We start from the raw sequence: 23,231 nt of genomic DNA on the forward strand, positions 1-23,231 counted from the left end.
CGCCATCCGCTACGCTTGAGTGTTCCGCCGACCAGGGGAGGCGGATTGAGAGCTGAATAGAGGAGGCCGTAATGGACATCGACCTCACCGTGCTCCGGATGATGGAGCGCGAGAAGGAGATCCCGTTCGACGAACTGGTGCAGATCATCGAGCAGGCGATCCTGATGGCCTACCTCAAGCACACCAATCCCGGCCAGCACGGTCACGCCAACCCCAAGGGCGCGCGTGCGCACCTCGACCGCAAGACGGGTCACGTCTCGATCTACGTGCCCGAGTACGACGACGAGGGGAACGTCATCGGCGAGGCCGAGGACTCCCCGAGCGACTTCGGCCGGATCGCCGCCTTCGCGGCGAAGCAGGTCATCAACCAGCGCCTGCGCGACCTCGCCGACGACGCCGTCCTGGGCGAGTTCCGCGGTCGCGAGGGTGACATCGTCGCCGGTGTCATCCAGCAGGGTCCGAACCCGCGGATGGTGCACATCGACCTCGGCACCGTCGAGGCGATCCTCCCGCCCGAGGAGCAGGTGCCGGGCGAGGAGTACCCGCACGGGCAGCGGATCCGGGTCTACGTGACGAGCGTCGCCAAGGGTGCGAAGGGTCCCTCGATCACGGTGTCGCGCACGCATCCCGCGCTCGTCCGCAAGCTCTTCGCGCTCGAGGTGCCCGAGATCGCCTCGGGCGTCGTCGAGATCGTGTCGCTCGCACGAGAGGCGGGCCACCGCTCGAAGATCGCGGTGCGCGCCACCCAGCCGGGCGTGAACGCCAAGGGCGCGTGCATCGGCGAGCTCGGCCAGCGCGTCCGTGCGGTGACGTCCGAGCTCGGCAGCGAGAAGATCGACATCGTCGACTGGAACGAGGACCTCGCGACGTTCGTCGCGAGCGCCCTCTCGCCGGCGAAGGTCACGAGCGCATTCGTCATCGACGAGAACACCCGCGCGGTGCGCGCGCTGGTCCCCGACTACCAGCTCTCGCTCGCGATCGGCAAGGAGGGCCAGAACGCCCGCCTCGCCGCCAAGCTCACCGGTGCGAAGATCGACATCCAGCCCGACTCGATCCTCGACCAGGCGTGATCCCGGGCCCCGCCGCGCCCCGGCGCGCCGAGGCGCACGGGGCGGAGGTGTAGGATGGAACCCGTCAGAACGTGCATCGGATGCCGTTCGCGCGCTCCACGGTCCTCACTTCTGAGGGTCGTCGCCCAGCAATCCCGAGTCCTCGCCGACGAATCGGCGGTGCTCGACGGGCGCGGCGCGTGGCTGCATCCGACGCTCGAGTGCTTCCGACTCGCCCAGCGGCGGCGCGCCTTCGGGCGCGCGCTTCGCGTGCAGGGCGAGCTGGACACATCCGATCTGGAAAAAAGGTTGAACGGCTAATGGACAACTCATGAGCGGCTCGAAATGAGACCCGTCCGCCATTGATGGTCCCCCTGTTTCGGGGTGGACCCGGAACAGGAGAGAAGTGGCTGCCAAACCACGCGTACACGAGATCGCCAGCGAACTCGGCGTCGACAGCAAGGTCGCGCTCGAGAAGCTGAAGGAGATGGGCGAATACGTCAAGGGCCCGTCGTCCTCGATCGAACCCCCCGTCGCGCGCCGCCTGCGTGCTGCCCTCGAGGCGGCCGGCGGCGCGGGCAAGACCGCCGACGCGCCGAAGCCGGCCGCGGCGAAGCCGGGTCCCAAGCCCGGCCCGAAGGCCCCGGCCGCTCCCGCCGCACCCGCGGCGCCGGCCGACGCGCCCATGAGCGTCGCCGAGCGCCAGGCGCAGGCTGAGCAGAAGGCCGCCCAGGCGGCGGCCGAGAAGGCGGCGGCCTCGACGTCCGAGGCGCCCGCTCCGGCTGCGCCCGAGGCGCCCAAGCCCGCCGCCGCCGCCGGTCCCAAGCCCGGCGACGTCGCGCGGCCTGCTGCGCCCAAGCCCGGCCGGAGCATCCCGCGTCCGGCGCCGCGCCCCGGCGCACCGCGCCCGGGCAACAACCCCTACTCGAGCTCGCAGGGCATGGGCCAGCGACCCAGCCAGCCGCGTCCGGGCAACAACCCGTTCGCCAGCTCGCAGGGCATGGGCCAGCGCCCGACGCCCGGCAACATCCCGCGGCCCCAGCCGCCGCGCCCCGGCGCCCCGCGTCCCGGGGCGCCTCGACCGGGCGGCGGCGGTCGTCCCGGAGGCGGCGGCGGCTTCCAGCGCCCCGGCGGCGGTGGCGGCGGTCCTCGCCCCGGCGGTGCCGGCGGCGGCTTCCGTCCGGGTGGGGCGCCCGGCGGCGGCTTCGGCGGCCCGCGTCCCGCGGGCGGGGGTGGTCGTGGTCGCGGCCCCGGCGGCGGCACCGCAGGTGCGTTCGGTCGTGGCGGCGGCAAGTCCAAGGCCCGCAAGTCGAAGCGCACGAAGCGGCAGGAATTCGAGATGCGGGAGGCCCCGTCGCTCGGCGGCGTGAGCGTCCCCCGCGGCGACGGCAACACCGTCATCAGACTGCGCCGTGGCGCGTCCATCTCCGACTTCGCCGACAAGATCGACGCGAACCCCGGTTCGCTGGTCACGGTGCTCTTCCACCTCGGTGAGATGGCCACCGCGACCGAGTCGCTCGACGAGGCGACGTTCGAGGTGCTCGGTGCCGAGCTCGGGTACAAGATCCAGGTCGTCTCGCCGGAAGACGAGGACAGGGAGCTCCTCGAGGGCTTCGACATCGACCTCGACCAGGAGCTCGAGGACGAGACCGACGAGGACCTCCAGGCGCGTCCGCCGGTCGTGACCGTCATGGGCCACGTCGACCACGGTAAGACGCGACTGCTCGACGCCATCCGCAACGCGAACGTCGTCGCGGGCGAGGCCGGCGGCATCACCCAGCACATCGGTGCGTACCAGGTGCACACCGAGCACGAGGGCAACGACCGCGCCATCACCTTCATCGACACCCCGGGTCACGAGGCGTTCACCGCCATGCGTGCCCGTGGTGCGCAGGTGACCGACATCGCGATCCTCGTGGTCGCGGCCGACGACGGCATCATGCCGCAGACGATCGAGGCGCTGAACCACGCCCAGTCGGCCAACGTGCCGATCGTGGTCGCGGTCAACAAGATCGACAAGCCCGACGCCAACCCCGGCAAGGTGCGCCAGCAGCTCACCGAGTTCGGCCTCGTGGCCGAGGAGTACGGCGGCGACGTCATGTTCGTCGACGTGTCGGCCCGCGAGAACATCGGCATCCAGGACCTGCTCGACGCGGTGCTCCTGACCGCCGACGCCGGGCTCGACCTGCGCGCCAACCCCGACAAGGACGCACGCGGCGTCGCCATCGAGGCCAAGCTCGACAAGGGTCGCGGCGCCGTGGCGACCGTGCTCATCCAGTCGGGCACGCTCAAGGTCGGCGACGCGATCGTCGCGGGCACGGCCTACGGCCGCGTCCGGGCGATGAGCGACGAGAACGGCGAGCCCGTGGCCGCCGCGACCCCGTCGCGTCCGGTCCAGGTGCAGGGCCTCTCGAGCGTCCCGCGCGCCGGCGACACCTTCCTCGTCACCGAGGAGGACCGCACGGCCCGCCAGATCGCCGAGAAGCGCGAGGCCGCCGAGCGCAACGCGCAGCTGGCCAAGGCCCGCAAGCGCATCTCGCTCGAGGACTTCACGCGTGCGCTGGAAGAGGGCAAGGTCGAGGCGCTCAACCTCATCATCAAGGGCGACGTGTCGGGTGCCGTCGAGGCGCTCGAGGAATCGCTCATGAAGATCGAGGTCGACGACTCGGTGCAGCTGCGCATCCTCCACCGCGGCGTGGGTGCCGTCACCGAGAGCGACATCGACCTGGCGACGATCGACAACGCGATCGTCATCGGGTTCAACGTCCGCCCCGACGTGAAGGCGCGCGAGCGCGCCGCCCGCGAGGGCGTCGACGTGCGCTTCTACAACGTCATCTACAACGCGATCGACGACATCGAGAACTCGCTCAAGGGCATGCTCAAGCCCGAGTTCGAAGAGGTGCAGTCGGGTGTCGCCGAGATCCGCGAGGTGTTCCGCTCCTCCAAGTTCGGCAACATCGCCGGTGTCATCGTGCGGTCGGGGACGATCACGCGCAACGCCAAGGCACGCGTCATCCGCGATGGCGTCGTCGTCGGCGACAACCTCGCGATCGAATCGCTCCGCCGGTTCAAGGACGATGTCACCGAGGTCCGCACGGACTTCGAGGCGGGCATCGGCCTCGGCAAGTACAACGACATCCAGGTCGGCGACGAGATCGAGACCATCGAGATGCGCGAGAAGCCGCGGGCATAGCGCCCGGTCGAGGGGGCGGTCCGCCGCCCCCTCGGCTCTTGCTTCGAAAGGAGTCCCCATGGCCGACCCCCAGCGCGCCAGGAAGCTGGCCGACCGCATCAAGGAGATCGTCGCGCGACGCCTCGACAAGGGGCTGCGCGACCCGCGCCTCGGGTTCGTGACGATCACCGACGTCCGCGTGACGGGCGACCTGCAGCACGCGAGCATCTTCTACACCGTCTACGGCACCGATGAGGAGCGCCGCGACTCGGCGCTCGCGCTCAAGGCCGCGACCGGCATGCTCCGCAGCGAAGTCGGGCGCAACATCACGGCGCGCCTGACGCCCACGCTCGAGTTCATCGCCGACGCGGTGCCCGAGAACGCGAAGCACATCGAGGACCTGCTGCGCGAGGCGCGTGAACGCGACGCCGAGACGTCGGCGGTCGCCGCGACGGCGGACTACGCCGGCGACGCCGACCCGTACGTCAAGCCACGCGACCTCGACGCCGACGACGAGTTCGACGACCGCGACGAGGACCTGCGGGCCTGACGCCCTCCCTACTCGACCACCGGTGGGACCACCGCGAGGCGGTCGCGCCCCAGCAGGGCGTCGGCCGCCTCGGCCATGCGTGCCCGCAGCGCCGCGATGTAGGCGACGGCGGTCGGCTGGCGGAGGGCCTCCGGGCGGCACACGAGCCAGTACGGCAGTCGCTCCTCGACCTCGTCGGGGAACAGCCGCACGAGGTCGTCGTGCGGGTCGGCGAGGAACGCCGGCAGCAGCCCGCAGCCGGCCCCGGCGCGGGTGGCGTCCACGTGCACGTACACGTTCGTGCTCGAGACCGCATCGACCATGCCCCTGGTCGGGCGCCGCGCCTCGTCGAGCGCGTCCACCTGCAGCATCGACTCGATGAAGTAGACGAGCGGCGCGCCGGCGAGCTCGGCCATCGAGTCCGGCGTGCCGGTGCGCTCGAGGAAGTCGCGGCTGGCGTAGAGGCCCAGCACGTAGTCGCCGAGGTGGATCGCCTCGGCGCGCTGCACGTGCGGGCGTCCGACGACGACCTCGAGGTCGACCCCGACGCGCTGCCCCGCGGCGCGACGGGTCGCCGCGACGATCTCGAGCGAGACATCCGGATGGCGCGACCGCAGCGCGGCCATCGCCGGGGCCGCGATGAACCCGCTGAACCCGTCGGTCGCCGAGAGCCGCACCACGCCGGCGAGCGCCGGTGCGTCGTCGGGGGAGAGGCGTCGCATCGCGCGTTCGACGTCCTCGGCGGCCGTGAGTGCGTGCTCGCCGAGCGGCGTGAGCACCCAGCCCGCGGCACCGCGCGCGAGCACGCGACCGCCGAGCGCCTGTTCGAGCGCGTCGATGCGACGTGCGATCGTCGTGTGGTTCAGGCCGAGCTGCTCGGCAGCGCCCGTGAAGCGGCCCTCGCGGGCGACGGCGAGCAGCACGATGAGGTCATCGGCGCTGGGCGGACGGCGGGGTGAGATCAACGGCACGGTGTGCAGTTTCGCACAGTGCCCTCGCGCAACTCGCCATTGGAATGCAGAAGGTCGCACGACAGACTCGGTCGTTGACGCGAGAGCGTCCGACATCCCCCAACGTCGTTTATGCAAAGGAGCATCGAATGACCCAGGCACCCGTCCGGGACACGACCGACGCCACCCCCACCTCGGGCCTGCGCCGCGTCGTCACCGCGTCGATGGCCGGCACCGTGGTCGAGTGGTACGAGTTCTTCCTCTACGCCTCCGCCGCCACCCTCGTGTTCGGTACCGTCTTCTTCCCGCCGTCCGACGACCCGTACGCCGGCATCATCGCCGCGTTCCTGACCTACGCCGTCGGGTTCATCGCGCGTCCGCTCGGCGGCATCGTCTTCGGCCACCTCGGAGACAAGTACGGCCGCAAGAAGCTCCTGCAGTTCAGCATCATCCTGATCGGCGTCGCGACGTTCCTGATCGGCTGCCTGCCCACGTACGCGCAGATCGGCCTCGTCGCGCCGGCGCTGCTCGTCCTGCTCCGCTTCCTCCAGGGCTTCGCCCTCGGTGGGGAGTGGGGCGGCGCGGTGCTGCTGGTCGCCGAGCACAGCCCCTCGAAGGGCCGCGGCTTCTGGGCCAGCTGGCCGCAGGCCGCCGTTCCGGTGGGCAACCTGCTCGCGACGCTCGTGCTGTTCGTGCTGTCGTCGACCCTCTCCGACGAGGCGTTCCTCAGCTGGGGATGGCGCGTCGCGTTCTGGCTCTCCGCTGTCATCGTGCTCATCGGCTGGTACATCCGCACCAAGGTCACCGATGCGCCGATCTTCCTCGAGATGCAGGCCGAGCGCGAGCAGGCGAAGTCCACCAGCTACGGCGTGCTCGAGGTCATCAAGCGCTACCCGCGTGGCGTCGTCACCGCGATGGGCCTCCGCGTCGCCGAGAACATCCTGTACTACGTCGTCGTGACGTTCTCGATCGTCTACCTCACGCAGGTCGTGAAGGAGGGCACCGCGAACACGCTGCTGATCCTCGTCGGCGCGCACGTCGTGCACTTCGTCGCCATCCCCGTCGCGGGTCGCCTCTCCGACCGCTTCGGCCGCAAGCCGGTCTACGCGACGGGCGCCATCCTCGGTGCGACGTGGGCGTTCTTCGCGTTCCCGCTCATGGACACCGCGAACCCGCTGGTGATCTGGGTCGCGATCTCGCTCGGCCTGGTCTTCCACGCCCTGATGTACGCCGCCCAGCCGGCGATCATGGCCGAGATGTTCCCGACGCGCATGCGCTACTCGGGCGTCTCGCTCGGCTACCAGGTGACCTCGATCTTCGCGGGCTCGCTCGCGCCGATCATCGCCACGGCCCTGCTCGGCCAGTTCGGCTCGAGCGTGCCGATCGCGATCTACGTCGCGGTCGCCTGTGCCATCACGCTCGTGGCGGTCGCCGCGGCGCGCGAGACGCGCGGGCTCGACCTTCGCGCGGTCGACGAGGCCGACCGCGAGCGGGTCGCGGCGACGGCGGGCTGAGCCGCGCCGCACGACGGATGCCCCGGGGCGATCCCCCGGGGCATCCGCGTGTCTGCCGGCCGGATGCTGCCGATCCTCCGCGGGCCGGGGGTACTGTGTGCGTGGGCGGCGGGGCGCACGCGTCCCGCCGGGGAGGAGTGGGCATGTCGAGCGCAGCGCCGCCGGTGATCCTCGTCGTCTCCAGCGATGACGATGCGCGAGCGTCGATCGTCGCCGAACTGGCGCGGCGCTACGGCGCCGACTACCGCATCGACGAATCCGTCGACGAGCGCGCCGCCGCGGCGCGCATCCATGCACTCGCCGAGGCCGGCGGACTGCTCGCGTTGGTGCTCGCCGACCGCGCGGGCGACGTGGACGGGCGATCGCTGTTCGCCGTCGCGCGCCGCGAGTTCCCCGACGTGCGACGAGGCCGCCTGATCGAGTGGGGCCAGTGGGGTGATCCCGCGGTTCGCGAGGAGATCCTGCGCCTGATGGGGGCGGGTGAACTCGAGTACTACGTGATCCGCCCCTGGCATTCGCCCGACGAGTACTTCCACCGCACGATCACCGAGTTCCTGCTCGAGTGGGAGCGGTCCATCGGCCTCCGTCCACGCGAGGTCGCCGTCGTGGGCCGCGACGGGGCGCCGCGGACGCACGAGATCCGGAGCCTGCTCGCACGCGGCGGCGTCCCGCACGAATGGCTCGATCCCGAGTCGGATGCCGCGCGCGAACGCCTCGCGCGGGCCGGCATCACCGACACGCCGACCGAGCCGGTCGTGCTCCTCCTCGACGGTCGCGCGCTGCGCGATCCCGACAACGCGACGCTCGCGGCGGCCTACGGTCTCACGACGGCGCTCGACGACGCCCGCGAACCCGACGTCGTCGTGGTCGGCGCCGGACCCGGCGGGCTCGCTGCGGCCGTCTACGCGGCGTCGGAGGGCCTGGACGTCCTCGTGGTCGAACGCGAGTCGATCGGCGGCCAGGCGGGATCGAGCTCGCTGATCCGCAACTACCTCGGCTTCGCGCGCGGCATCTCGGGTTCGGAACTCGCCCAACGCGCGTACCAGCAGGCGTGGGTGTTCGGCGCACGGTTCGCGCATGCCCGCGAGGTCACGGGCATCGAGCGGGTCGACGGCGGGTTCGTCGTGCGCGTGGCACCGGGCGATGAGATCCGGTGCCGCTCGGTCGTGCTGGCCACCGGCGTCACGTACCGCCGGATCGACGTGGACGAGCTCGAGTCGCTCGAGGGCGCCGGCGTGTTCTACGGCGCATCGGCGGTCGAGGCGCAGGGCGTGTCGGGCAAGCCGGTGTTCGTGGTGGGTGGCGGCAACTCCGCGGGGCAGGCCGCCATGCACCTCTCGCGGTACGCGTCATCCGTCACGCTGCTCGTGCGCGGTGCCGGCCTGGCCGCGAGCATGTCGCAGTACCTGATCGCCCAACTGGAGGCGCAGGGTGTCGTGGTGCGGAACAACGCCGAGGTCGTCGGCGGGGGCGGCGACGAGGGCCTCGAGCGCATCCTGGTGCGCGACCGCATCACCGGCGAGGTGACCGAGGAGGCGTGCCGTGGACTCTTCGTGCTCATCGGCGCCTCGCCGCGCACCGACTGGCTGCCGCCGGAGGTCCTGCGCGACCGGTGGGGCTACGTGCTCACCGGGCCCGCGGTCCTCGACGAGAGCGCGGACCACGGCTGGCCGTTCGAACGCCCGCCGTTCCCGCACGAGACGAGCGTGCCCGGCGTCTTCGCCGTCGGCGACGCGCGTCGGGACTCGGTCAAGCGGGTCGCGTCCGCGGTGGGCGAGGGGTCGGTCGTCGTCTCCGCGGTGCATCGGCACCTGGCGAATCCGGACGGCAAGGCGGTGCCGGTGCGGTGACCGCGAGCGTTCCGGGCACCGGGCCCGTCGCGCCCCCGCCGTCGCGGGGCGCGACCGCGCTGACGGTCGCGGCGCTCACGCTGCCCCTGATCGGGCTCGCCATGCTGATCCTTCGCCCGGTGCTCGACCTGCAGTGGGAGCACCAGCCGACCCACTTCTGGCTCGTGGCAGCAGTCGGCGCGATCAATGCCGCGCTCGCGTGGGTGGTCGGGGCAGCGGCACGCCTGCGCCGCGACGCGCGGCTCGTCCTCGTGTCGCTGTCGTTCCTCGCGGCGGCCGGGTTCCTCGCGCTGCACGCGCTCGCGACGCCCGGCGTTCTGCTGGCCGAGAGCAACACGGGCTTCGCGCTCGCGACGCCGGCAGGGCTGACGGTCGCCGCCGTGTTCGCCGCGTGGTCCAGCCTCGACCTCGACGGGGAGCACGGCGCGCGCGTCGTGCGCCTCGCACCGTGGCTCGTCGGCGGTCTCGTCGCGCTCATGGTGCTGTGGGGCGCCGTCTCGCTGCTGCGCCTCGGGCCGCTCGACGCGCCGGCGCCGCCCGAGCGCACGACGGTGCCGTTCGCCGTGCTCGCCGTCATCGGCCTGGCCTGCTACGCGGTCGCGGTGGTGCGCTACCTGCGGATGCCGCGCCATGCGGCCTCACCGCTGCCGCTCGCGTTCGCGGCGGCCTTCGCACTCCTCGCCGAGGCCGAGATCGCCGTCGTCGTGGGGCGCAACTGGCACCTGTCGTGGTGGGAGTGGCACGTGCTCATGCTCGCCGCATTCGTGATCATCGCGGTCGCGGCGCAGCGTTCGTGGCGCGAGGAACGCTGGTCGGGTCTCTACACGCAGGACACCGCCGCGGGCGAGCGCGACGTGTCGGTGCTGTTCGCCGACCTGGCGGGGTTCACGCACTTCTCGGAATCGCACGATCCTGCCGAGGTCACGGCCATGCTCAACACCTACTTCACCGACGCCATCCCGCCGCTCGTCGAGCGCTTCGGCGGCCGAGTCGACCGCCTGATCGGCGACGCCGTGATGGCGGTGTTCGAATCGGATGACGCGGCGGGAGCCTCGCACGCGCGCCGCGCCGCCGGCGCCGCGCTCGCGCTCCAGCAGGCGACGGGCGCCGTCGCGGCGGCGCACCCGAACTGGCCGCGCTTCCGCGTGGGCGTCAACTCGGGGCGGGCCAACGTGGGCATCCTCGGCACCGGCGGGGGACGCACCTACACGGTGATCGGCGACACCGTGAACGTCGCCTCGCGCATCGAGCATCGTGCGCCGGTCGGCGGCGTCGCCATCGCCGAGGCGACCCGCGAACGGCTGGGGGATGAGTCGATCACCGAGCCGCTCGGCGAGCTCGAGGTCGCCGGTCGCGACGCGCCGGTCGAGGCGCACCTGCTCGTGGGGCTTCCGGGCGTCTGAGCGGGGCCGCGGCATCCGTCAGGTGTCGGGCAGCGCGTACCCGCCGTTCGTGCGCACCGCGAGCCCGTCGGCCACGAGTCCCTCGACCGCGCGCTCGAGGCGCGCGTCGTCGTCGAGGAGGCGGGCGAGCTCCTCCCGGGCGACCGGCCGGTGCGCGGCACGGAGCTCGCGCATGACCATGCCGCGCGCCTGCCGGTCGCTGCCCTCGAAGCGCGCCTGCTTGGTGCGGCGTGGTCCGTCGTACGCGGGGTAGCCAGCTGCCCGCCAGGCGCAGAGGTCGGCGATCGGGCAGGCGTCGCAGCGCGGCGATCGTGCGGTGCACACGGTCGCGCCGAGCTCCATGGCGCCCGCGTTGAACCGGTGCGCGGCCTCGCGATCGGTCGGCAGCAGTTGCTCCATCGCCGCGAGGTCGCGCGCGGTGGCCGGTGCGCCTGCTTCGGCGGCGCCGTCGACCGCGCGGGCGATCACCCGGCGCGTGTTCGTGTCGACGACCGGGTGGCGGTCGCCGAACGCGAACGCGGCGATCGCCCTCGCGGTGTACGGCCCGATGCCCTGCAGTCCGAGCAGCGCGTCCAGGTCGCGCGGCACCTCGCCGCCGTGCCGTTCGACGATCTCGGTCGCCGCGCGGTGGAGCCAGAGCGCGCGACGCGGGTAGCCGAGCCGGTCCCACGCGCGCACGGCTTCGGACGCAGGCTCGGCCGCCAGGGCGGCGGGAGTGGGCCAGCGCCGCACCCATTCCGCCCAGCGCGGCTGCACGCGGGCGACCTGCGTCTGCTGGAGCATGAACTCGCTGACGAGCACGGCCCACGGCGAGACATCCGCCGCACGCCACGGCAGCGGACGCGCGGCGTGCGCGAACCACGCCACGACGGCCGGCGCGATGCCGACGGGTGCGATGGGGTGCTGCGGCATCCGATCAGCCTATTCGCGCCGGCCGAGCCGCCCCTCGAGCCCCTCGACGGCCGCGAGCACCCGCTCGGCGGGCAGGTGCGCTCCAGTCCGTTCGACCTCGTGCACGAGCTCGACGAGCGCGCGGTTGACGGGCGCGTCCAGGCCCGCGGCATCCGCCTCGCGCACGACCGCGCCGTTCAGGAAGTCGACCTCGGTCGGCTGGCCGCGCCGCACGCTCTGCTGCGTGGAGCCGAGGTTCGGCACGTCGCCCATGCGCAGGCGCATGGACCACGGCAGCACCTGCCCGAGCCCCAGCGGCAGGCGTGCGAAGCCACGCAGGCGGCGGTCGCCGAGTCCCTGCAACGAGCCGAAGCGGATGCCGCGCGCGACGCCCACGCGGACCGTCTCGCGCATCGACGCCGCCACGATGCGGCGCAGGCGGCGGTCGTCCACGACGTCCTGCACGCTCCGGCCGACGATCGCCGGCACCGCGTTGAGCATGTTGACGACGAGCTTCGTCCACTGCGCGCCGCGGAAGTTCGCGATCGCGACCACCGGAGCCGCCTCGGACAGCAGCGCCGCGATGCGCCGGACCTCCTCGTCGGGGTCGGCGCCGCCGCGCGGCGTCGGCCGGCCCAGGTAGCTCGCCGCCGTCGTCGTGACGCGCACCGACCCGGGCTCGGTGTAGTTCGCCGCGATGATCGAGAGCATGCCCAGGCACGACGAGCGGGGGAGCACGCGCTCCGCGGTCGCGACGCCGTCGAGGCCGTTCTGCACGACGACGATCGGCACTCCGTCGATCATCGCGCCGTTCGCGACGAGGGCCGCTGCGGCATCCTGCGCCTTGGTGCACACGAGCACGAGGTCGGGCCGCGTGCCCAGGCGCTCGCCGGCGGCGGGGTGCACGTGCGCCTCGCCGTAGCCGCCCGAGAGACGGATGCCGCCCTCGCGGATCGCCGCGAGCCCGGCGCCGCGGGCCGTCACCTCGACGTCGTGTCCGGCACGCTCGAGCAGCGCCGCGAAGGTCCCGCCGAGCGCGCCGGCACCGATGATCCCGATCCTCACCGCACCAGCGTAGGACGCCGGCGAGCGCCATCCGCCCGCGCTGTTAGCCTGTACGGCGTGAACAGCGGCATCCTCCTCGTCGACAAGCCGCAGGGGATGACCAGCCACGACGTCGTCGCCCGCATCCGCCGCCTCGCCGGCACCCGCAAGGTCGGGCACGCCGGGACGCTCGACCCGATGGCCACGGGCCTCCTGCTGCTCGGCGTGGAGTCCTCCACCCGCCTGCTGCACCACCTCGTCGGGCTCGACAAGGAGTACCTCGCGACGGTCCGCCTCGGGTGGGCCACCACGACCGACGACGCCGAGGGCGAGCCGCTCGACGCCGCGCCGAAGGCGTCGGTCGCGGCGATCACGCGCGATCAGGTGCTCGAGCGGATGGCACGGCTCACGGGCGTCATCGACCAGGTGCCGAGCGCGGTCAGCGCCGTCAAGGTCGCGGGCAAGCGTGCCTACCAGCGCGTCCGCGAGGGCGAGACCGTCGAGCTCGCCGCCCGCACGGTCACGGTCTCGGCGTTCGACCTGCTCGACGTCCGGCAGGGCGACGGATGGCTCGACCTCGACGTGCGCGTCGCGTGCTCGTCGGGCACGTACGTGCGCGCACTCGCACGCGACCTTGGCGCCGACCTCGGCGTCGGCGGGCACCTGACGGCGCTCCGCCGCACGCGGATCGGGCGCTTCGACGTGGCCGAGGCCGGCGCGCTCGAGGGCCTCGACGTGGCCGCGGCGCGCCTCGCGCCCGCCGAGGCCGCACGACGCGCCCTGCCCGCGATCACCGTCGACGCCGACGCCGTGCGCGACCTCCGGCACGGCAAGCGCATCGCGCCGCCGTCCGGCCCCGACATCGCCGAACCGTCCGCCGCCGGCCCGATCGCCGCGATCGGTCCCGGCGACGTCCTCGTCGCGATCGTCGAGCGTCGCGGGCCGCAGCTGAAGGTCGTCACCGGATTCCCCGCCGAGGAGGGCGCATGATCGAGTGGTTCGCATGGGTGCAGGTCGGGGTGGCGGTCGTCGCCGGGCTCCTCTGCATCGTGCTCGGCCTGGCCGGTCGCGTGCCGAACGACCTGGTGCTCGGCGCCCTCGCGCTCGTGGAGCTGCTGCTCATCGTGCAGGTCGTCGTCGCGATCATCGCGCCCACGGTCGGCAACCCGCCGACCGGCAGCCCGCTCGAGTTCTGGGTGTACCTCGTCAGCGCGGTGCTGCTGCCGCCGGCCGCGGCGCTCTGGGCGCTGCTCGACCGCGGCCGATGGGCCACGGTCGTGTGCGGCGTCGCGGCGCTCGCCGTCGCCGTGATGGTCTACCGCATGCTCCAGATCTGGACCGTGCAGCAGGCGTGAGGCGCGTTCTGGGAGAATCGACGGACATATGACCACGCACACCACCGAACCACGCGGCGCGACGCGGCCGCGGCGTCTCAGCGGTATCGGCCGCGTCCTCGTCGCCGTGTACGGCGTGCTCGCGCTCGCCGCGACCGGCCGCTCGCTCGTGCAGATCGTCGAGAAGTTCGACGAGGCGCCGCTCGCGTACTCGCTCTCGGCGCTCGCCGCGGTGGTCTACATCGTCGCGACGATCGCGCTCGTGCGACCCGGCCGCACGTGGTACCGGATCGCGTGGGCCACGATCGCGTTCGAGTTCACGGGCGTCATCGTGATCGGCGCGCTCAGCGTCATCCGCCCCGACCTGTTCCCGCACGACACGGTGTGGTCGGGTTTCGGCCGGGGATACCTGTTCATCCCGCTCGTGCTGCCGCTGCTCGGCATGTGGTGGCTCGCCCGCCACCGTCCCGCGCCGGCCGGCGCGCCCGAGGACGCCGAGTGAGGACCTTCACGGGGATCGACGCCGTCCCGCCCCACTACGGTCCGTCCGCGGTGACCATCGGCAAGTTCGACGGCGTGCACCAGGGTCACCGCGCGGTCATCGCGGCACTGCGCGAGATCGCCGGGGCGCGACGGCTCGACGCGGTGGCGATCACGTTCGACCGCCATCCCGCCGCCTACCACGCACCCGACCGCTGCCCGCCGCAGCTCGTGAGCACGCGCCAGAAGCTCGAGCTCCTCGCCACGACCGGACTCGACGCGACGGTGCTGCTCCACTACGACGGCGCCCTCGCCTCGCAGTCCGCCGACACCTTCGTGCGGAGCCACCTCGTCGAGGCGCTCGACGCCCGCGCACTGCTCGTGGGCCGCGACTTCCGCTACGGCGCCGGCAACGAGGGCGACGTCGACCTGCTCCGCCGCCAGGGCGAGGAGTACGGCTTCGAGGTCGTCGTCGTCGAGGACGTCGTGCCCGAGGGCGGGCGGCGCGTCTCGTCGACGTGGATCCGCGAGATGCTCGACGACGGCGACGTCGAGCACGCCGCCGAACTGCTCGGCCACGTGCCGACCGTGAGCGGGCTCGTCGTGCACGGCTTCAAGCGCGGTCGCGAGCTCGGCTACCCGACGGCCAACCTCGCGCCCGACTGCGAGGGGTTCATCCCCGGCGACGGCGTGTACGCGGGCTGGCTCATCGACGGCGGCGTGCGGTATCCGGCCGCGATCTCGGTGGGCAACAACCCCACGTTCGAGGGCGTGCCGCAGAAGCAGGTCGAGGCGTACGTGCTCGACCGCGACCTCGACCTGTACGACCACGTCGTGGCCGTCGAGTTCGCGCACCGCATCCGCGGGATGGAGAAGTTCGAGGGCATCGAGGCGCTCGTCTCGCAGATGGGCCGCGACGTCGATCGCGCGAGAGTGCTGCTCGGCTGACCCGGCTCACCCGGCCTTGGGGCCGGTCGCCGGTGGGTGCGCGTCGCCCGGACCCGGCGGATGCGGGGCGACCGTGCCGATGCCCGTCAGGAACCGCAGGAGTCCGGCCGCGGTGTCGACGAGCGGGCTGCCGTGCCCGAACTCCCACCCGGCATCGGTGGCGCGCAGCGTGTGTCCCGCGATCACGGCGCGGATCTCGGTCGGCGCGGCTGCGGCGCGACGCAACGCGACCGCACCCGAGGCCACGGGAGACATGGGCAGCTCGACGGATGCCGCGCCGCCGACGAGCAGCGCCGCGACCACCGCGTCGTCGAGCTCGGCGACGCCGGTCGCACGAGCGCGTTCGCGGATGGCGCCGGCCCGCGCGTCCATCGCGTCGGCGGCCTCGGACGGACCTGCGAGCTTCGGCAGCTCGGCCAGGCGGCGGGCCTCGCCGCCGCGCACGAGGCGCTCCGCAGCATCGAGCGCGCGTCGCGTGCGGGTGCGGTCGAAGCCGTGCAGCAGCTCGGCGGCGACGTCGGCGACGTGCCACCCGGCCCGCTCGGTCGAGGTCGACCAGAGGGCCTCGCCGCCCGTGCGGACCAGCTTCGCCAGCGCGCCGAGCACGTCGGCCGTCTCAGCACGACGGTCGGCCGTGACGCCCGATTCGTCGACGTCGGGGCGGCTGAGCGGCAGGTAGCGGGACAGGTCGGCCACGCGACCAGCCTAGACTCGGCGGGTGACGACCGAACCCGTGAGGCCACTCTGGGCCGGTCGCACGCTCGCCCTGCTCGGCATCGTGCTCGTGGCGTTCAACCTGCGGACCGCGGTCGCGTCGCTCTCGCCGATCCTCGGGCAGCTCGAGCAGGAGATCCCCGTCTCGAATGCGCTCGCGGGGCTCCTCGGCATGCTCCCGCCGCTCTGCTACGCCGCGTTCGGCATCGCGACGCCCGTGCTGGCGCGCCGCTTCGGCCTCGAGCCGACGCTCATCGTCGCGCTCGTCGCGCTGATCGCCGGGCTCGCGGGGCGCGGACTCGCGCCGTCGGCGTGGTGGCTGCTCGGCGCGAGCGCGCTGACCTTCGCGGCCATCGGCGTGGGCAACGTGCTCCTTCCGCCGCTCGTGAAGCGGTACTTCCCCGATCGCGTCGGGCTGCTCACGACGGTCTTCGTCACGGCGATGTCGGTGAGCACGTTCATGCCGCCGCTCGTGGCGGTGCCGCTCGCCGACGCCGCGGGCTGGCGGGCGTCGCTCGGCGTCTGGGCGGTCGTCGCGGTGACCGCGCTCGTGCCGTGGATCGCGTTGCTGGTCCATCCGCGTCGCGGGGTGCTCGCCGAACTGCCCGAGGAGGCCGAGCCGGGCATGCTTCGGCACGCGCTCCGCTCGCGGCTGGCGTGGGCGCTCGCGATCGTGTTCTCGGTGTCGGGCTTCAACGCGTACTCGCTGTTCGCGTGGCTGCCGGCCATCCTCGAGCAGACGGCCGGGTCCACGCCCGCGCAGGCCGGGGCGCTGCTCTCGCTCTACGCGGCGATGGGACTCCCGGCCGGGATCGCCGTGCCCGTCCTCGCCGAGCGCCACGGCCGCGTCCGCTCGCTCATCGCGGTCGGCGTGGTGTCGATCGTCCTCGGCTACGCGGGGCTCATCGTCGCCCCGGCGGTGGCGACCTGGCTCTGGGTCGCGCTGGCGGGCGTCGGCCCGCTGTTGTTCCCGCTCGCGCTGGTGCTCATCAACCTGCGGACGCGCACGCACGCCGGCGCGGTGGCCCTGAGCGGCTTCGTGCAGTCGGCCGGCTACCTCATCGTCGCGGTGGGCCCGCTCGCAGTGGGCCTGCTGCACGAGTGGACGGGCGGCTGGACGGCGCCGTTGTGGCTGCTCCTGGCCTCGGCGGTGCCCGCTGCGATCGCGGGCGTCGTGGTGGCGCGGCCGCGTTTCCTCGAGGACGAGCGGGAGCGCTGAGCCGGTCCGGGTCTGCTCATATGAGCAGAAGTGCCCGCGCATGTTGCCGGACGCGCCGACCCTGCCTACGCTGGACAGGGCGGAAGGAGACGAATGGACGAGACCGACGAACTCCTCTCGATCCGCGCTGCAGAGCTCTATTACGAAGAGAACAAGACGCAGGACGAGATCGGACAGGCGCTCCGGCTCACGCGCTGGAAGGTCGGGCGCCTCCTCGCGCAGGCCAAGCAGCAGGGGTTCATCCGCATCGAGATACTGCACCCGCGCGCCCGCCGGCTGCCCATCGAGCGGCGCCTGCGTGACGAGCGGGGTCTCGACGACGCCATCGTGGTGTCGGCCGCCGGCGTCGCGTCGGCCGACGAGCTCCAGTCCCGCACCGCGCAGGCGGCGGCCGATTACCTCACCGCGCTGCGCCCCGTGCCCCGCACCCTCGGAGTGAGCTGGGGTCGCACGCTGTTCGAGATCTCGCAGCACCTCCGGAACGGCTGGGCGACGGGCGTCAACGTGGTGCAGATCAACGGCGGGGTGAGCCTCAACCGGCGACCCGGCACCGCGGCCGCCACGGCCGTGGCGATGGCGCAGAAGGGCGGCGGCAGCGCCACCCTCCTGCCCAGCCCGGCGATCCTCGAGCACCTCGCGACCAAGCAGGCGATCGAGTCCGACCGAGTGGTCGCGGGCGTCATCGACCTCGCCCGCTCAGCCGACGCCTACCTCTTCAGCGCCGGCCCGGCCGACCACACCTCGGTGCACATCGAGAGCGGCTACCTCACCGACCCCGACGTCGACCTGCTCGTCCAGAAGGGCGCCGTCGGCGACGTGGTCGGCCGCTACATCGACTCCGACGGCAACATCGTCGATCCCGCGCTCGACGCGCGCACCGTCGGGCTCACGCTCGACGACCTGCGCGACGGCTCGCTGCGCATCGCGGTCATCGCCGGCCGCGCCAAGCACGCCGTCGCCGACGCCGTCGTGCGCTCGGGCCTGTGCTCGGTGCTCGTCACCGACGAGGCCACCGCCCTCCACCTCCTCGACGGCTGACCCGGCACGGTTCCCATCCACCCGGGCCGGCCGTCGCGACACGAAAGCCAGGTCACTCCACATGTCAGGCACCTCCCTCGTCACCGCGCGTGAGCGCGCGCTCGCCGTCCTCGGCGGCGAGCCCGACGACGCGACGCTGCGGCGCTACCTCCACGGCATCGCCGGCGTCGACGCCGTCGGACTCGAGCAGCGCGCCGCCGGGCTCGGCACCCGCTCCATCAAGACCACCTCGAAGCAGTGGGCGCTCGACCGCATCATCTCGCTCATCGACCTCACCACCCTCGAGGGCGCCGACACGCCCGGCAAGGTCCGCTCGCTCGTGGCCAAGGCCATGACGCCCGACCCGACGGATGGCTCGACGCCGCGCGTCGCGGCCGTCTGCGTCTACGGCGACATGGTGCCCTACGCGGTCGACGCGCTCGGCCCACTGCACGGCGACCCCGACGACGGCAGGATCGCCGTCGCCGCGGTCGCGACGGCGTTCCCGTCGGGCCGGTCGTCGCTCGAGATCAAGCTCGCCGACACCGCCGAGGCGGTCGCGCACGGCGCCGACGAGATCGACATGGTCATCGACCGGGGCGCATTCCTCGCGGGCCGCTACAGCCTCGTGTTCGACCAGATCGCCGCCGTGAAAGAGGCCTGCCGCCGGCCCGACGGCACGAGCGCCTCGCTCAAGGTGATCCTCGAGACCGGCGAGCTCGTGACCTACGACAACGTGCGCCGCGCCTCCTGGCTCTCGATCCTCGCCGGCGGCGACTTCATCAAGACCTCGACCGGCAAGGTGCAGCCGGCCGCGACCCTGCCGGTCACGCTGCTCATGCTCGAGGTCGTTCGCGACTGGCACCTGATGACCGGCCAGCGCATCGGCGTCAAGCCCGCGGGCGGCATCCGCGCCTCGAAGGACGCCATCAAGTACCTCGTCACCGTGGCCGAGACCGTAGGCGAGGAGTGGCTCGTGCCGCACCTGTTCCGCTTCGGCGCCTCGAGCCTGCTCAACGACGTGCTCCTCCAGCGCCAGAAGCTGGCCACCGGCCACTACTCCGGCCCCGACTACGTGACGATCGACTGAGTCGATCACGAAAGAGACGACCATGAGCTTCCTCGAATACGCTCCCGCGCCCGAGTCGCGCGCGATCCTGTCGCTGCGCGACAGCTACGGCCTGTTCATCGACGGCGAGTTCGTCGACGGGCGCGGCACGCCGTTCCAGACCATCTCCCCGGCCACCGAGGAGCGCATCGCGACCATCGCGAGCGCGAACGCCGCCGACATCGACGACGCCGTCGCCGCGGCCCGCCGTGCGCACGACCGCGTGTGGTCGCGCATGTCCGGCCGCGACCGCGGCAAGTACCTGTTCCGCATCGCGCGCCTCATCCAGGAGCGCTCGCGCGAGCTCGCCGTGGCCGAGTCCCTCGACAACGGCAAGCCCATCAAGGAGTCGCGCGACGTCGACGTGCCCCTCGTAGCCGCCTGGTTCTTCTACTACGCCGGCTGGGCCGACAAGCTCGACTACGCCGGCCTCGGCGCGAACCCGCGCGCGCTCGGCGTGGCCGCACAGGTGATCCCGTGGAACTTCCCGCTGCTCATGCTCGCGTGGAAGATCGCGCCGGCGCTCGCCGCGGGCAACACCGTAGTGCTGAAGCCCGCCGAGACGACGCCGCTGAGCGCCCTGATCTTCGCCGAGATCGTGCAGCAGGCCGACCTTCCGCCCGGCGTCGTGAACATCGTCACCGGTGCGGGCGACACCGGTGCGGCGCTCGTCGCCCACGACGACGTCGACAAGGTCGCGTTCACGGGGTCCACCGCCGTCGGCCGCGCGATCGCGAAGCAGGTCGCGGGCACCAGCAAGAGGGTCACGCTCGAGCTCGGCGGCAAGGCGGCGAACATCGTCTTCGACGACGCGCCCATCGACCAGGCGATCGAGGGCATCGTCAACGGCATCTTCTTCAACCAGGGCCACGTGTGCTGCGCCGGCTCGCGCCTGCTCGTGCAGGAGTCGATCCACGACGAGGTCGTGGACCGCCTGAAGAACCGCCTGTCGACGCTGCGGCTCGGCGATCCGCTCGACAAGAACACCGACATCGGCGCGATCAACTCCCGGGAGCAGCTCGACCGCATCACCGAGCTCTCACAGGCCGGCGTCGACGAGGGCGCCACGCGGTGGAGCGCGCCGTGCGAGATCCCCGAGAACGGGTTCTGGTACGCGCCCACGATCTTCACCGACGTGCACACATCGAGCCGCATCGCGCGCGAGGAGATCTTCGGGCCGGTGCTCTCCGTGCTGACCTTCCGCACTCCCCAGGAGGCGATCGCGAAGGCGAACAACACGCCGTACGGCCTCTCCGCGGGCATCTGGACCGACAAGGGCAGCCGGATCCTCGCGGTCGCCGACCAGCTTCGCGCCGGCGTGGTGTGGGCGAACACGTTCAACCGGTTCGACCCGTCGAGCCCGTTCGGCGGGTACAAGGAGTCGGGCTACGGCCGCGAGGGCGGCCGGCACGGGCTGGGCGCCTACCTGGCGCCCGCGTCGGTGACGTCCGGTCGCGCGGCGACGAAGGCCGTCGAGGCCGCGGCCGCGACATCCGCCGACGAGAAGCCGGCGCGCCGCACCCGTCGACCTGCCAAGACCGCGAAGAAGGGGGTCGCGCAGTGAGCCGCCTCGCCGTTCCCAAGACGTACAAGCTGTTCATCGGCGGCGCGTTCCCGCGCAGCGAGTCCGGCCGCACCTACGAGGTGATGGCGGCCGACGGCACGTTCCTCGCGAACGCCGCGAAGGCGTCGCGCAAGGACGCCCGCGATGCGATCCTCGCCTCGCGCGGCGCGGTCGGAGGCTGGGCGGGCGCGACCGCCTACAACCGCGGCCAGGTGCTCTACCGCATCGCCGAGCTGCTCGAGGGCCGTCGCGCGCAGTTCGTCGCCGAGATCGAGGACGCCGAGGGCGTCTCGCGGGCGCAGGCGACCGCGCAGGTCGACGAGGCGATCGACCGCTGGGTCTGGTACGCCGGATGGACCGACAAGTTCGCGCAGGTCGCGGGCAACGCCAACCCCGTCGCGGGCCCCTACTTCAACATCTCGGTGCCCGAGCCGACCGGCGTCGTCGCGATCGTCGCGCCGCAGGACTCGTCGCTCGTGGGCCTCGTCTCCGCGATCGCGCCGGCCCTCGTCGCCGGCAACTCGGTCGTCGTGGTCGCGAGCGAGCGATACCCGCTCTCGGCGATCAGCCTCGCCGAGGTGCTCGCCACGAGCGACGTGCCGAAGGGCGTGGTGAACATCCTCACCGGGTCGCCCGCCGAGATCGCGCCGTGGCTCGCGAGCCACTCCGACGTCAACGCGCTCGACCTCGTCGGCGCGGGCGACCTCGACTGGATCGACCTCGAGATCGCGGCCGCCGACACGCTGAAGCGCGTGCTGCGGCCCGAGGCAGGGGCGGATGCCGCGGCGCCGACCCTCGACCGCATCGCGGCGTTCACCGAGACCAAGACCGTCTGGCACACCAAGAGCCTGCGCTGAGGCTCGGGGGATTCACAGTCCCCGCCCGGCCCGGTCCGCCGCCCGCGGGCTAGGGTCGGGCCATGCGCATCCTGGTGACCGGTGCGACGGGCTACATCGGTGGCCGGCTCGTGCCGCGCCTCATCGAGGCGGGGCACGAGGTCCGCGTCCTGGTGCGCCGGCCCGAGCGGCTCCGCGACGTCCCGTGGTCGGCCCAGGTCGAGATCGTCGAGGGCGACCTCACCGACGCCGCGGCCGTCGACCGTGCGACGCGCGGGATCGACGTCGTGTACTACCTGGTGCACTCGATGGGCGGTCGCGGCTCGTTCGAGGACGTCGAGGAGCGGATCGCGCGCAACGTCGCGGTGGCGGCGCGGACGAACGGCGTGCGTCGCATCGTGTACCTGGGCGGGCTGCACCCGGATGACGCGGAGCTCTCGCGCCACCTGCGCTCCCGCGTCCGCGTGGGCGAGATCCTGCTGGCGTCCGGCGCGCCGACGATCGTTCTGCAGGCCGGGGTCATCATCGGGTCCGGCTCGACCTCGTTCGAGATGATCCGCCACCTGACCGAGGTGCTGCCGTACATGCCGGCGCCCCGGTGGGTCCGCAACTTCATCCAGCCGATCGCGGTGCGCGACGTGCTGCACTACCTGATCCACGCGGCCGACGTGCCGGCCGAGGTGAACCGCGCGTTCGACATCGGCGGTCCCGACGTGCTGCGCTACGGCCAGCTCATGAACGGCTACGCGCTCGAGGCCGGCCTGCGACAGCGCCCGATCGCGGCGCTCCCCGTGCTCACGCCGTGGCTGGCCGGCCAGTGGGTCAACCTCGTCACGCCGATCCCGCGCCGGCTCGCGGTGCCGATCATCGAGTCGCTCCAGTTCGACTGCGTGGTGCGCGACCACGACATCGACGCCGTCATCCCGTCGCCGCCCGAGGGGCTGGTGGGCTACCGCCGGTCCGTGCGGCTGGCGCTCGAGAAGGAACGGCTCGCCGAGGTCGAGACGAGCTGGCGCAACGCCGAGGTGGCCGGCGCGCCGAGCGATCCGCTGCCGAGCGACCCGGACTGGGCGGGTCACACGGTGTACGTCGACGAGCGCGACCGCCGATCCACAGCGCCCGCGGCGGCGCTGTGGGCGGTGATCGAGGGAGTCGGCGGCGAGAACGGCTGGTACTCGTTCCCGCTCGCGTGGGCGATCCGCGGATGGATCGACAAGCTGTCCGGGGGAGTGGGCCTGCGTCGCGGCCGCCGCGACCCCGACACGCTCCATCCCGGCGATGCGGTGGACTTCTGGCGGGTCGAGGCGCTCGAACGCCCGCGATTCCTGCGCCTGCGCGCCGAGATGCGCGTGCCGGGTCGGGCGTGGCTGGAGATGTCGGCGTTGCCGAGCGATGGAGGCGGCTCCGCCTACCGGCAGCGTGCGGTGTTCTTCCCGAAGGGGCTCGCGGGGCGGCTGTACTGGTGGTCCGTGTTCCCGTTCCATGGCATCGTGTTCGCGGGCATGGCGAACCGCATCACGGCCGAGGCCGAGGCGGCGTCATCCGAGAAGGTAACGAAACGGTAACGACGTTGCTAGAGTGACCTGCACGGTCCGCGCGACGGCGCGCG

21 protein-coding genes are annotated in these 23,231 nt (G+C 72.6%); 17 read left to right on the top strand and 4 right to left on the bottom strand.

Annotation, left to right across the window (positions count from 1 at the left end; genetic code table 11):
* The first annotated feature begins 71 nt into the window (after positions 1-71).
* The 4 genes from nusA (at position 72) to rbfA (ending at position 4,771) form a co-directional block, all read left to right on the top strand.
* Complete coding sequence (gene nusA, locus ACFQ58_RS16875) at positions 72-1,070, top strand: transcription termination factor NusA (RefSeq protein WP_376952335.1); 999 nt, start codon at positions 72-74, stop codon at positions 1,068-1,070.
* A gap of 54 nt (positions 1,071-1,124) precedes the next feature.
* A complete protein-coding gene (locus ACFQ58_RS16880) occupies positions 1,125-1,370 on the top strand; it encodes a YlxR family protein (protein ID WP_376952336.1) in 246 nt (81 codons plus the stop codon).
* An 85-nt stretch (positions 1,371-1,455) separates the two neighbouring features.
* Complete coding sequence (infB, locus tag ACFQ58_RS16885) at positions 1,456-4,242, top strand: translation initiation factor IF-2 (RefSeq protein ID WP_376952337.1); 2,787 nt, start codon at positions 1,456-1,458, stop codon at positions 4,240-4,242.
* Between the two features lie 58 nt (positions 4,243-4,300).
* Complete coding sequence (gene rbfA, locus ACFQ58_RS16890; protein WP_376952338.1) at positions 4,301-4,771, top strand: 30S ribosome-binding factor RbfA; 471 nt, start codon at positions 4,301-4,303, stop codon at positions 4,769-4,771.
* A gap of 8 nt (positions 4,772-4,779) precedes the next feature.
* Here the strand turns inward: rbfA and ACFQ58_RS16895 are convergent, their stop codons facing one another.
* Positions 4,780-5,721: a LysR family transcriptional regulator gene (locus ACFQ58_RS16895; RefSeq protein WP_376952339.1), complete on the bottom strand. Its 942-nt coding sequence runs from the start codon at positions 5,719-5,721 to the stop codon at positions 4,780-4,782.
* Positions 5,722-5,849: 128 nt separating this feature from the next.
* On the opposite strand from ACFQ58_RS16895, the gene ACFQ58_RS16900 reads away from it, so the two are divergent.
* From ACFQ58_RS16900 to ACFQ58_RS16910, 3 genes are all read left to right on the top strand, one after another.
* The gene (locus ACFQ58_RS16900) at positions 5,850-7,214 is read left to right on the top strand and encodes an MFS transporter (RefSeq protein WP_376952340.1); all 1,365 of its coding nucleotides are present in this window, start codon (positions 5,850-5,852) and stop codon (positions 7,212-7,214) included.
* Between the two features lie 143 nt (positions 7,215-7,357).
* On the top strand, positions 7,358-9,064 hold the full coding sequence (locus tag ACFQ58_RS16905) for an FAD-dependent oxidoreductase (protein ID WP_376952341.1): 1,707 nt from the start codon (positions 7,358-7,360) through the stop codon (positions 9,062-9,064).
* Positions 9,061-10,467, top strand: a complete 1,407-nt coding sequence (locus ACFQ58_RS16910) for an adenylate/guanylate cyclase domain-containing protein (protein WP_376952342.1) — start codon at positions 9,061-9,063, stop codon at positions 10,465-10,467. Before ACFQ58_RS16905 ends, ACFQ58_RS16910 begins: the two co-directional genes overlap by 4 nt.
* 18 nt (positions 10,468-10,485) lie before the next feature.
* Here ACFQ58_RS16910 and ACFQ58_RS16915 read toward each other — a convergent pair whose 3' ends face one another.
* Entirely contained in the window at positions 10,486-11,379 is an 894-nt protein-coding gene (locus ACFQ58_RS16915; protein WP_376952343.1) for an A/G-specific adenine glycosylase, read from the bottom strand.
* Between the two features lie 9 nt (positions 11,380-11,388).
* Positions 11,389-12,423 (bottom strand): ketopantoate reductase family protein, encoded by a 1,035-nt coding sequence (locus ACFQ58_RS16920; RefSeq protein WP_376952344.1) that lies wholly within the window; start codon positions 12,421-12,423, stop codon positions 11,389-11,391.
* Positions 12,424-12,480: 57 nt separating this feature from the next.
* Here ACFQ58_RS16920 and truB point away from each other — a divergent pair, with 57 nt between their 5' ends.
* From truB to ACFQ58_RS16940, 4 genes are read left to right on the top strand one after another with little or no spacing between them, the layout of a single operon-like run.
* The gene (gene truB, locus ACFQ58_RS16925) at positions 12,481-13,392 is read left to right on the top strand and encodes a tRNA pseudouridine(55) synthase TruB (protein ID WP_376952345.1); all 912 of its coding nucleotides are present in this window, start codon (positions 12,481-12,483) and stop codon (positions 13,390-13,392) included.
* Positions 13,389-13,757: a hypothetical protein gene (locus tag ACFQ58_RS16930; RefSeq protein ID WP_376952346.1), complete on the top strand. Its 369-nt coding sequence runs from the start codon at positions 13,389-13,391 to the stop codon at positions 13,755-13,757. Before truB ends, ACFQ58_RS16930 begins: the two co-directional genes overlap by 4 nt.
* A 28-nt stretch (positions 13,758-13,785) precedes the next feature.
* Entirely contained in the window at positions 13,786-14,238 is a 453-nt protein-coding gene (locus ACFQ58_RS16935; protein ID WP_376952348.1) for a hypothetical protein, read from the top strand.
* A complete protein-coding gene (locus tag ACFQ58_RS16940) occupies positions 14,235-15,164 on the top strand; it encodes a bifunctional riboflavin kinase/FAD synthetase (protein WP_376952349.1) in 930 nt (309 codons plus the stop codon). The genes ACFQ58_RS16935 and ACFQ58_RS16940 overlap by 4 nt, the downstream gene beginning before the upstream one ends.
* A 6-nt stretch (positions 15,165-15,170) precedes the next feature.
* On the opposite strand, the gene ACFQ58_RS16945 is transcribed toward ACFQ58_RS16940, so the two are convergent.
* Positions 15,171-15,860 carry a hypothetical protein gene (locus tag ACFQ58_RS16945; RefSeq protein WP_376952350.1) on the bottom strand — a complete coding sequence of 230 codons (690 nt, stop codon included), beginning with the start codon at positions 15,858-15,860 and terminating at the stop codon, positions 15,171-15,173.
* A 22-nt stretch (positions 15,861-15,882) separates the two neighbouring features.
* Between ACFQ58_RS16945 and ACFQ58_RS16950 the strand changes: the two genes are divergently transcribed.
* From ACFQ58_RS16950 to ACFQ58_RS16975, 6 genes are all read left to right on the top strand, one after another.
* Positions 15,883-17,097, top strand: coding sequence for an MFS transporter (locus ACFQ58_RS16950; protein WP_376952351.1), 1,215 nt, complete (start codon positions 15,883-15,885; stop codon positions 17,095-17,097).
* 93 nt (positions 17,098-17,190) lie between these two features.
* Positions 17,191-18,135 carry a sugar-binding transcriptional regulator gene (locus ACFQ58_RS16955; RefSeq protein ID WP_376952352.1) on the top strand — a complete coding sequence of 315 codons (945 nt, stop codon included), beginning with the start codon at positions 17,191-17,193 and terminating at the stop codon, positions 18,133-18,135.
* Positions 18,136-18,196: 61 nt separating this feature from the next.
* Positions 18,197-19,204 (top strand): deoxyribose-phosphate aldolase, encoded by a 1,008-nt coding sequence (deoC, locus tag ACFQ58_RS16960; RefSeq protein ID WP_376952353.1) that lies wholly within the window; start codon positions 18,197-18,199, stop codon positions 19,202-19,204.
* Between the two features lie 22 nt (positions 19,205-19,226).
* The gene (locus ACFQ58_RS16965) at positions 19,227-20,786 is read left to right on the top strand and encodes an aldehyde dehydrogenase family protein (protein ID WP_376952354.1); all 1,560 of its coding nucleotides are present in this window, start codon (positions 19,227-19,229) and stop codon (positions 20,784-20,786) included.
* Positions 20,783-21,643 carry an aldehyde dehydrogenase family protein gene (locus ACFQ58_RS16970; RefSeq protein ID WP_376952356.1) on the top strand — a complete coding sequence of 287 codons (861 nt, stop codon included), beginning with the start codon at positions 20,783-20,785 and terminating at the stop codon, positions 21,641-21,643. Before ACFQ58_RS16965 ends, ACFQ58_RS16970 begins: the two co-directional genes overlap by 4 nt.
* Positions 21,644-21,705: 62 nt before the next feature.
* Positions 21,706-23,187, top strand: coding sequence for an SDR family oxidoreductase (locus tag ACFQ58_RS16975; RefSeq protein ID WP_376952357.1), 1,482 nt, complete (start codon positions 21,706-21,708; stop codon positions 23,185-23,187).
* The last annotated feature ends 44 nt before the right edge of the window (positions 23,188-23,231 follow it).

It is taken from the genome of Agromyces sp. NPDC056523 (assembly GCF_042794545.1).
Classification (GTDB): domain Bacteria; phylum Actinomycetota; class Actinomycetes; order Actinomycetales; family Microbacteriaceae; genus Agromyces.

Excerpts from the sequence above, each read along its gene's own strand:
- nusA (WP_376952335.1), top strand. The coding sequence starts at position 72 with ATGGACATCGACCTCACCGTGCTCCGGATGATGGAGCGCGAGAAGGAG.
- ACFQ58_RS16880 (WP_376952336.1), top strand. The coding sequence starts at position 1,125 with ATGGAACCCGTCAGAACGTGCATCGGATGCCGTTCGCGCGCTCCACGG.
- rbfA (WP_376952338.1), top strand. The coding sequence starts at position 4,301 with ATGGCCGACCCCCAGCGCGCCAGGAAGCTGGCCGACCGCATCAAGGAG.
- ACFQ58_RS16900 (WP_376952340.1), top strand. The coding sequence starts at position 5,850 with ATGACCCAGGCACCCGTCCGGGACACGACCGACGCCACCCCCACCTCG.
- ACFQ58_RS16905 (WP_376952341.1), top strand. The coding sequence starts at position 7,358 with ATGTCGAGCGCAGCGCCGCCGGTGATCCTCGTCGTCTCCAGCGATGAC.
- ACFQ58_RS16915 (WP_376952343.1), bottom strand. The coding sequence starts at position 11,379 with ATGCCGCAGCACCCCATCGCACCCGTCGGCATCGCGCCGGCCGTCGTG.
- ACFQ58_RS16930 (WP_376952346.1), top strand. The coding sequence starts at position 13,389 with ATGATCGAGTGGTTCGCATGGGTGCAGGTCGGGGTGGCGGTCGTCGCC.
- ACFQ58_RS16935 (WP_376952348.1), top strand. The coding sequence starts at position 13,786 with ATGACCACGCACACCACCGAACCACGCGGCGCGACGCGGCCGCGGCGT.
- ACFQ58_RS16955 (WP_376952352.1), top strand. The coding sequence starts at position 17,191 with ATGGACGAGACCGACGAACTCCTCTCGATCCGCGCTGCAGAGCTCTAT.
- deoC (WP_376952353.1), top strand. The coding sequence starts at position 18,197 with ATGTCAGGCACCTCCCTCGTCACCGCGCGTGAGCGCGCGCTCGCCGTC.
- ACFQ58_RS16965 (WP_376952354.1), top strand. The coding sequence starts at position 19,227 with ATGAGCTTCCTCGAATACGCTCCCGCGCCCGAGTCGCGCGCGATCCTG.
- ACFQ58_RS16975 (WP_376952357.1), top strand. The coding sequence starts at position 21,706 with ATGCGCATCCTGGTGACCGGTGCGACGGGCTACATCGGTGGCCGGCTC.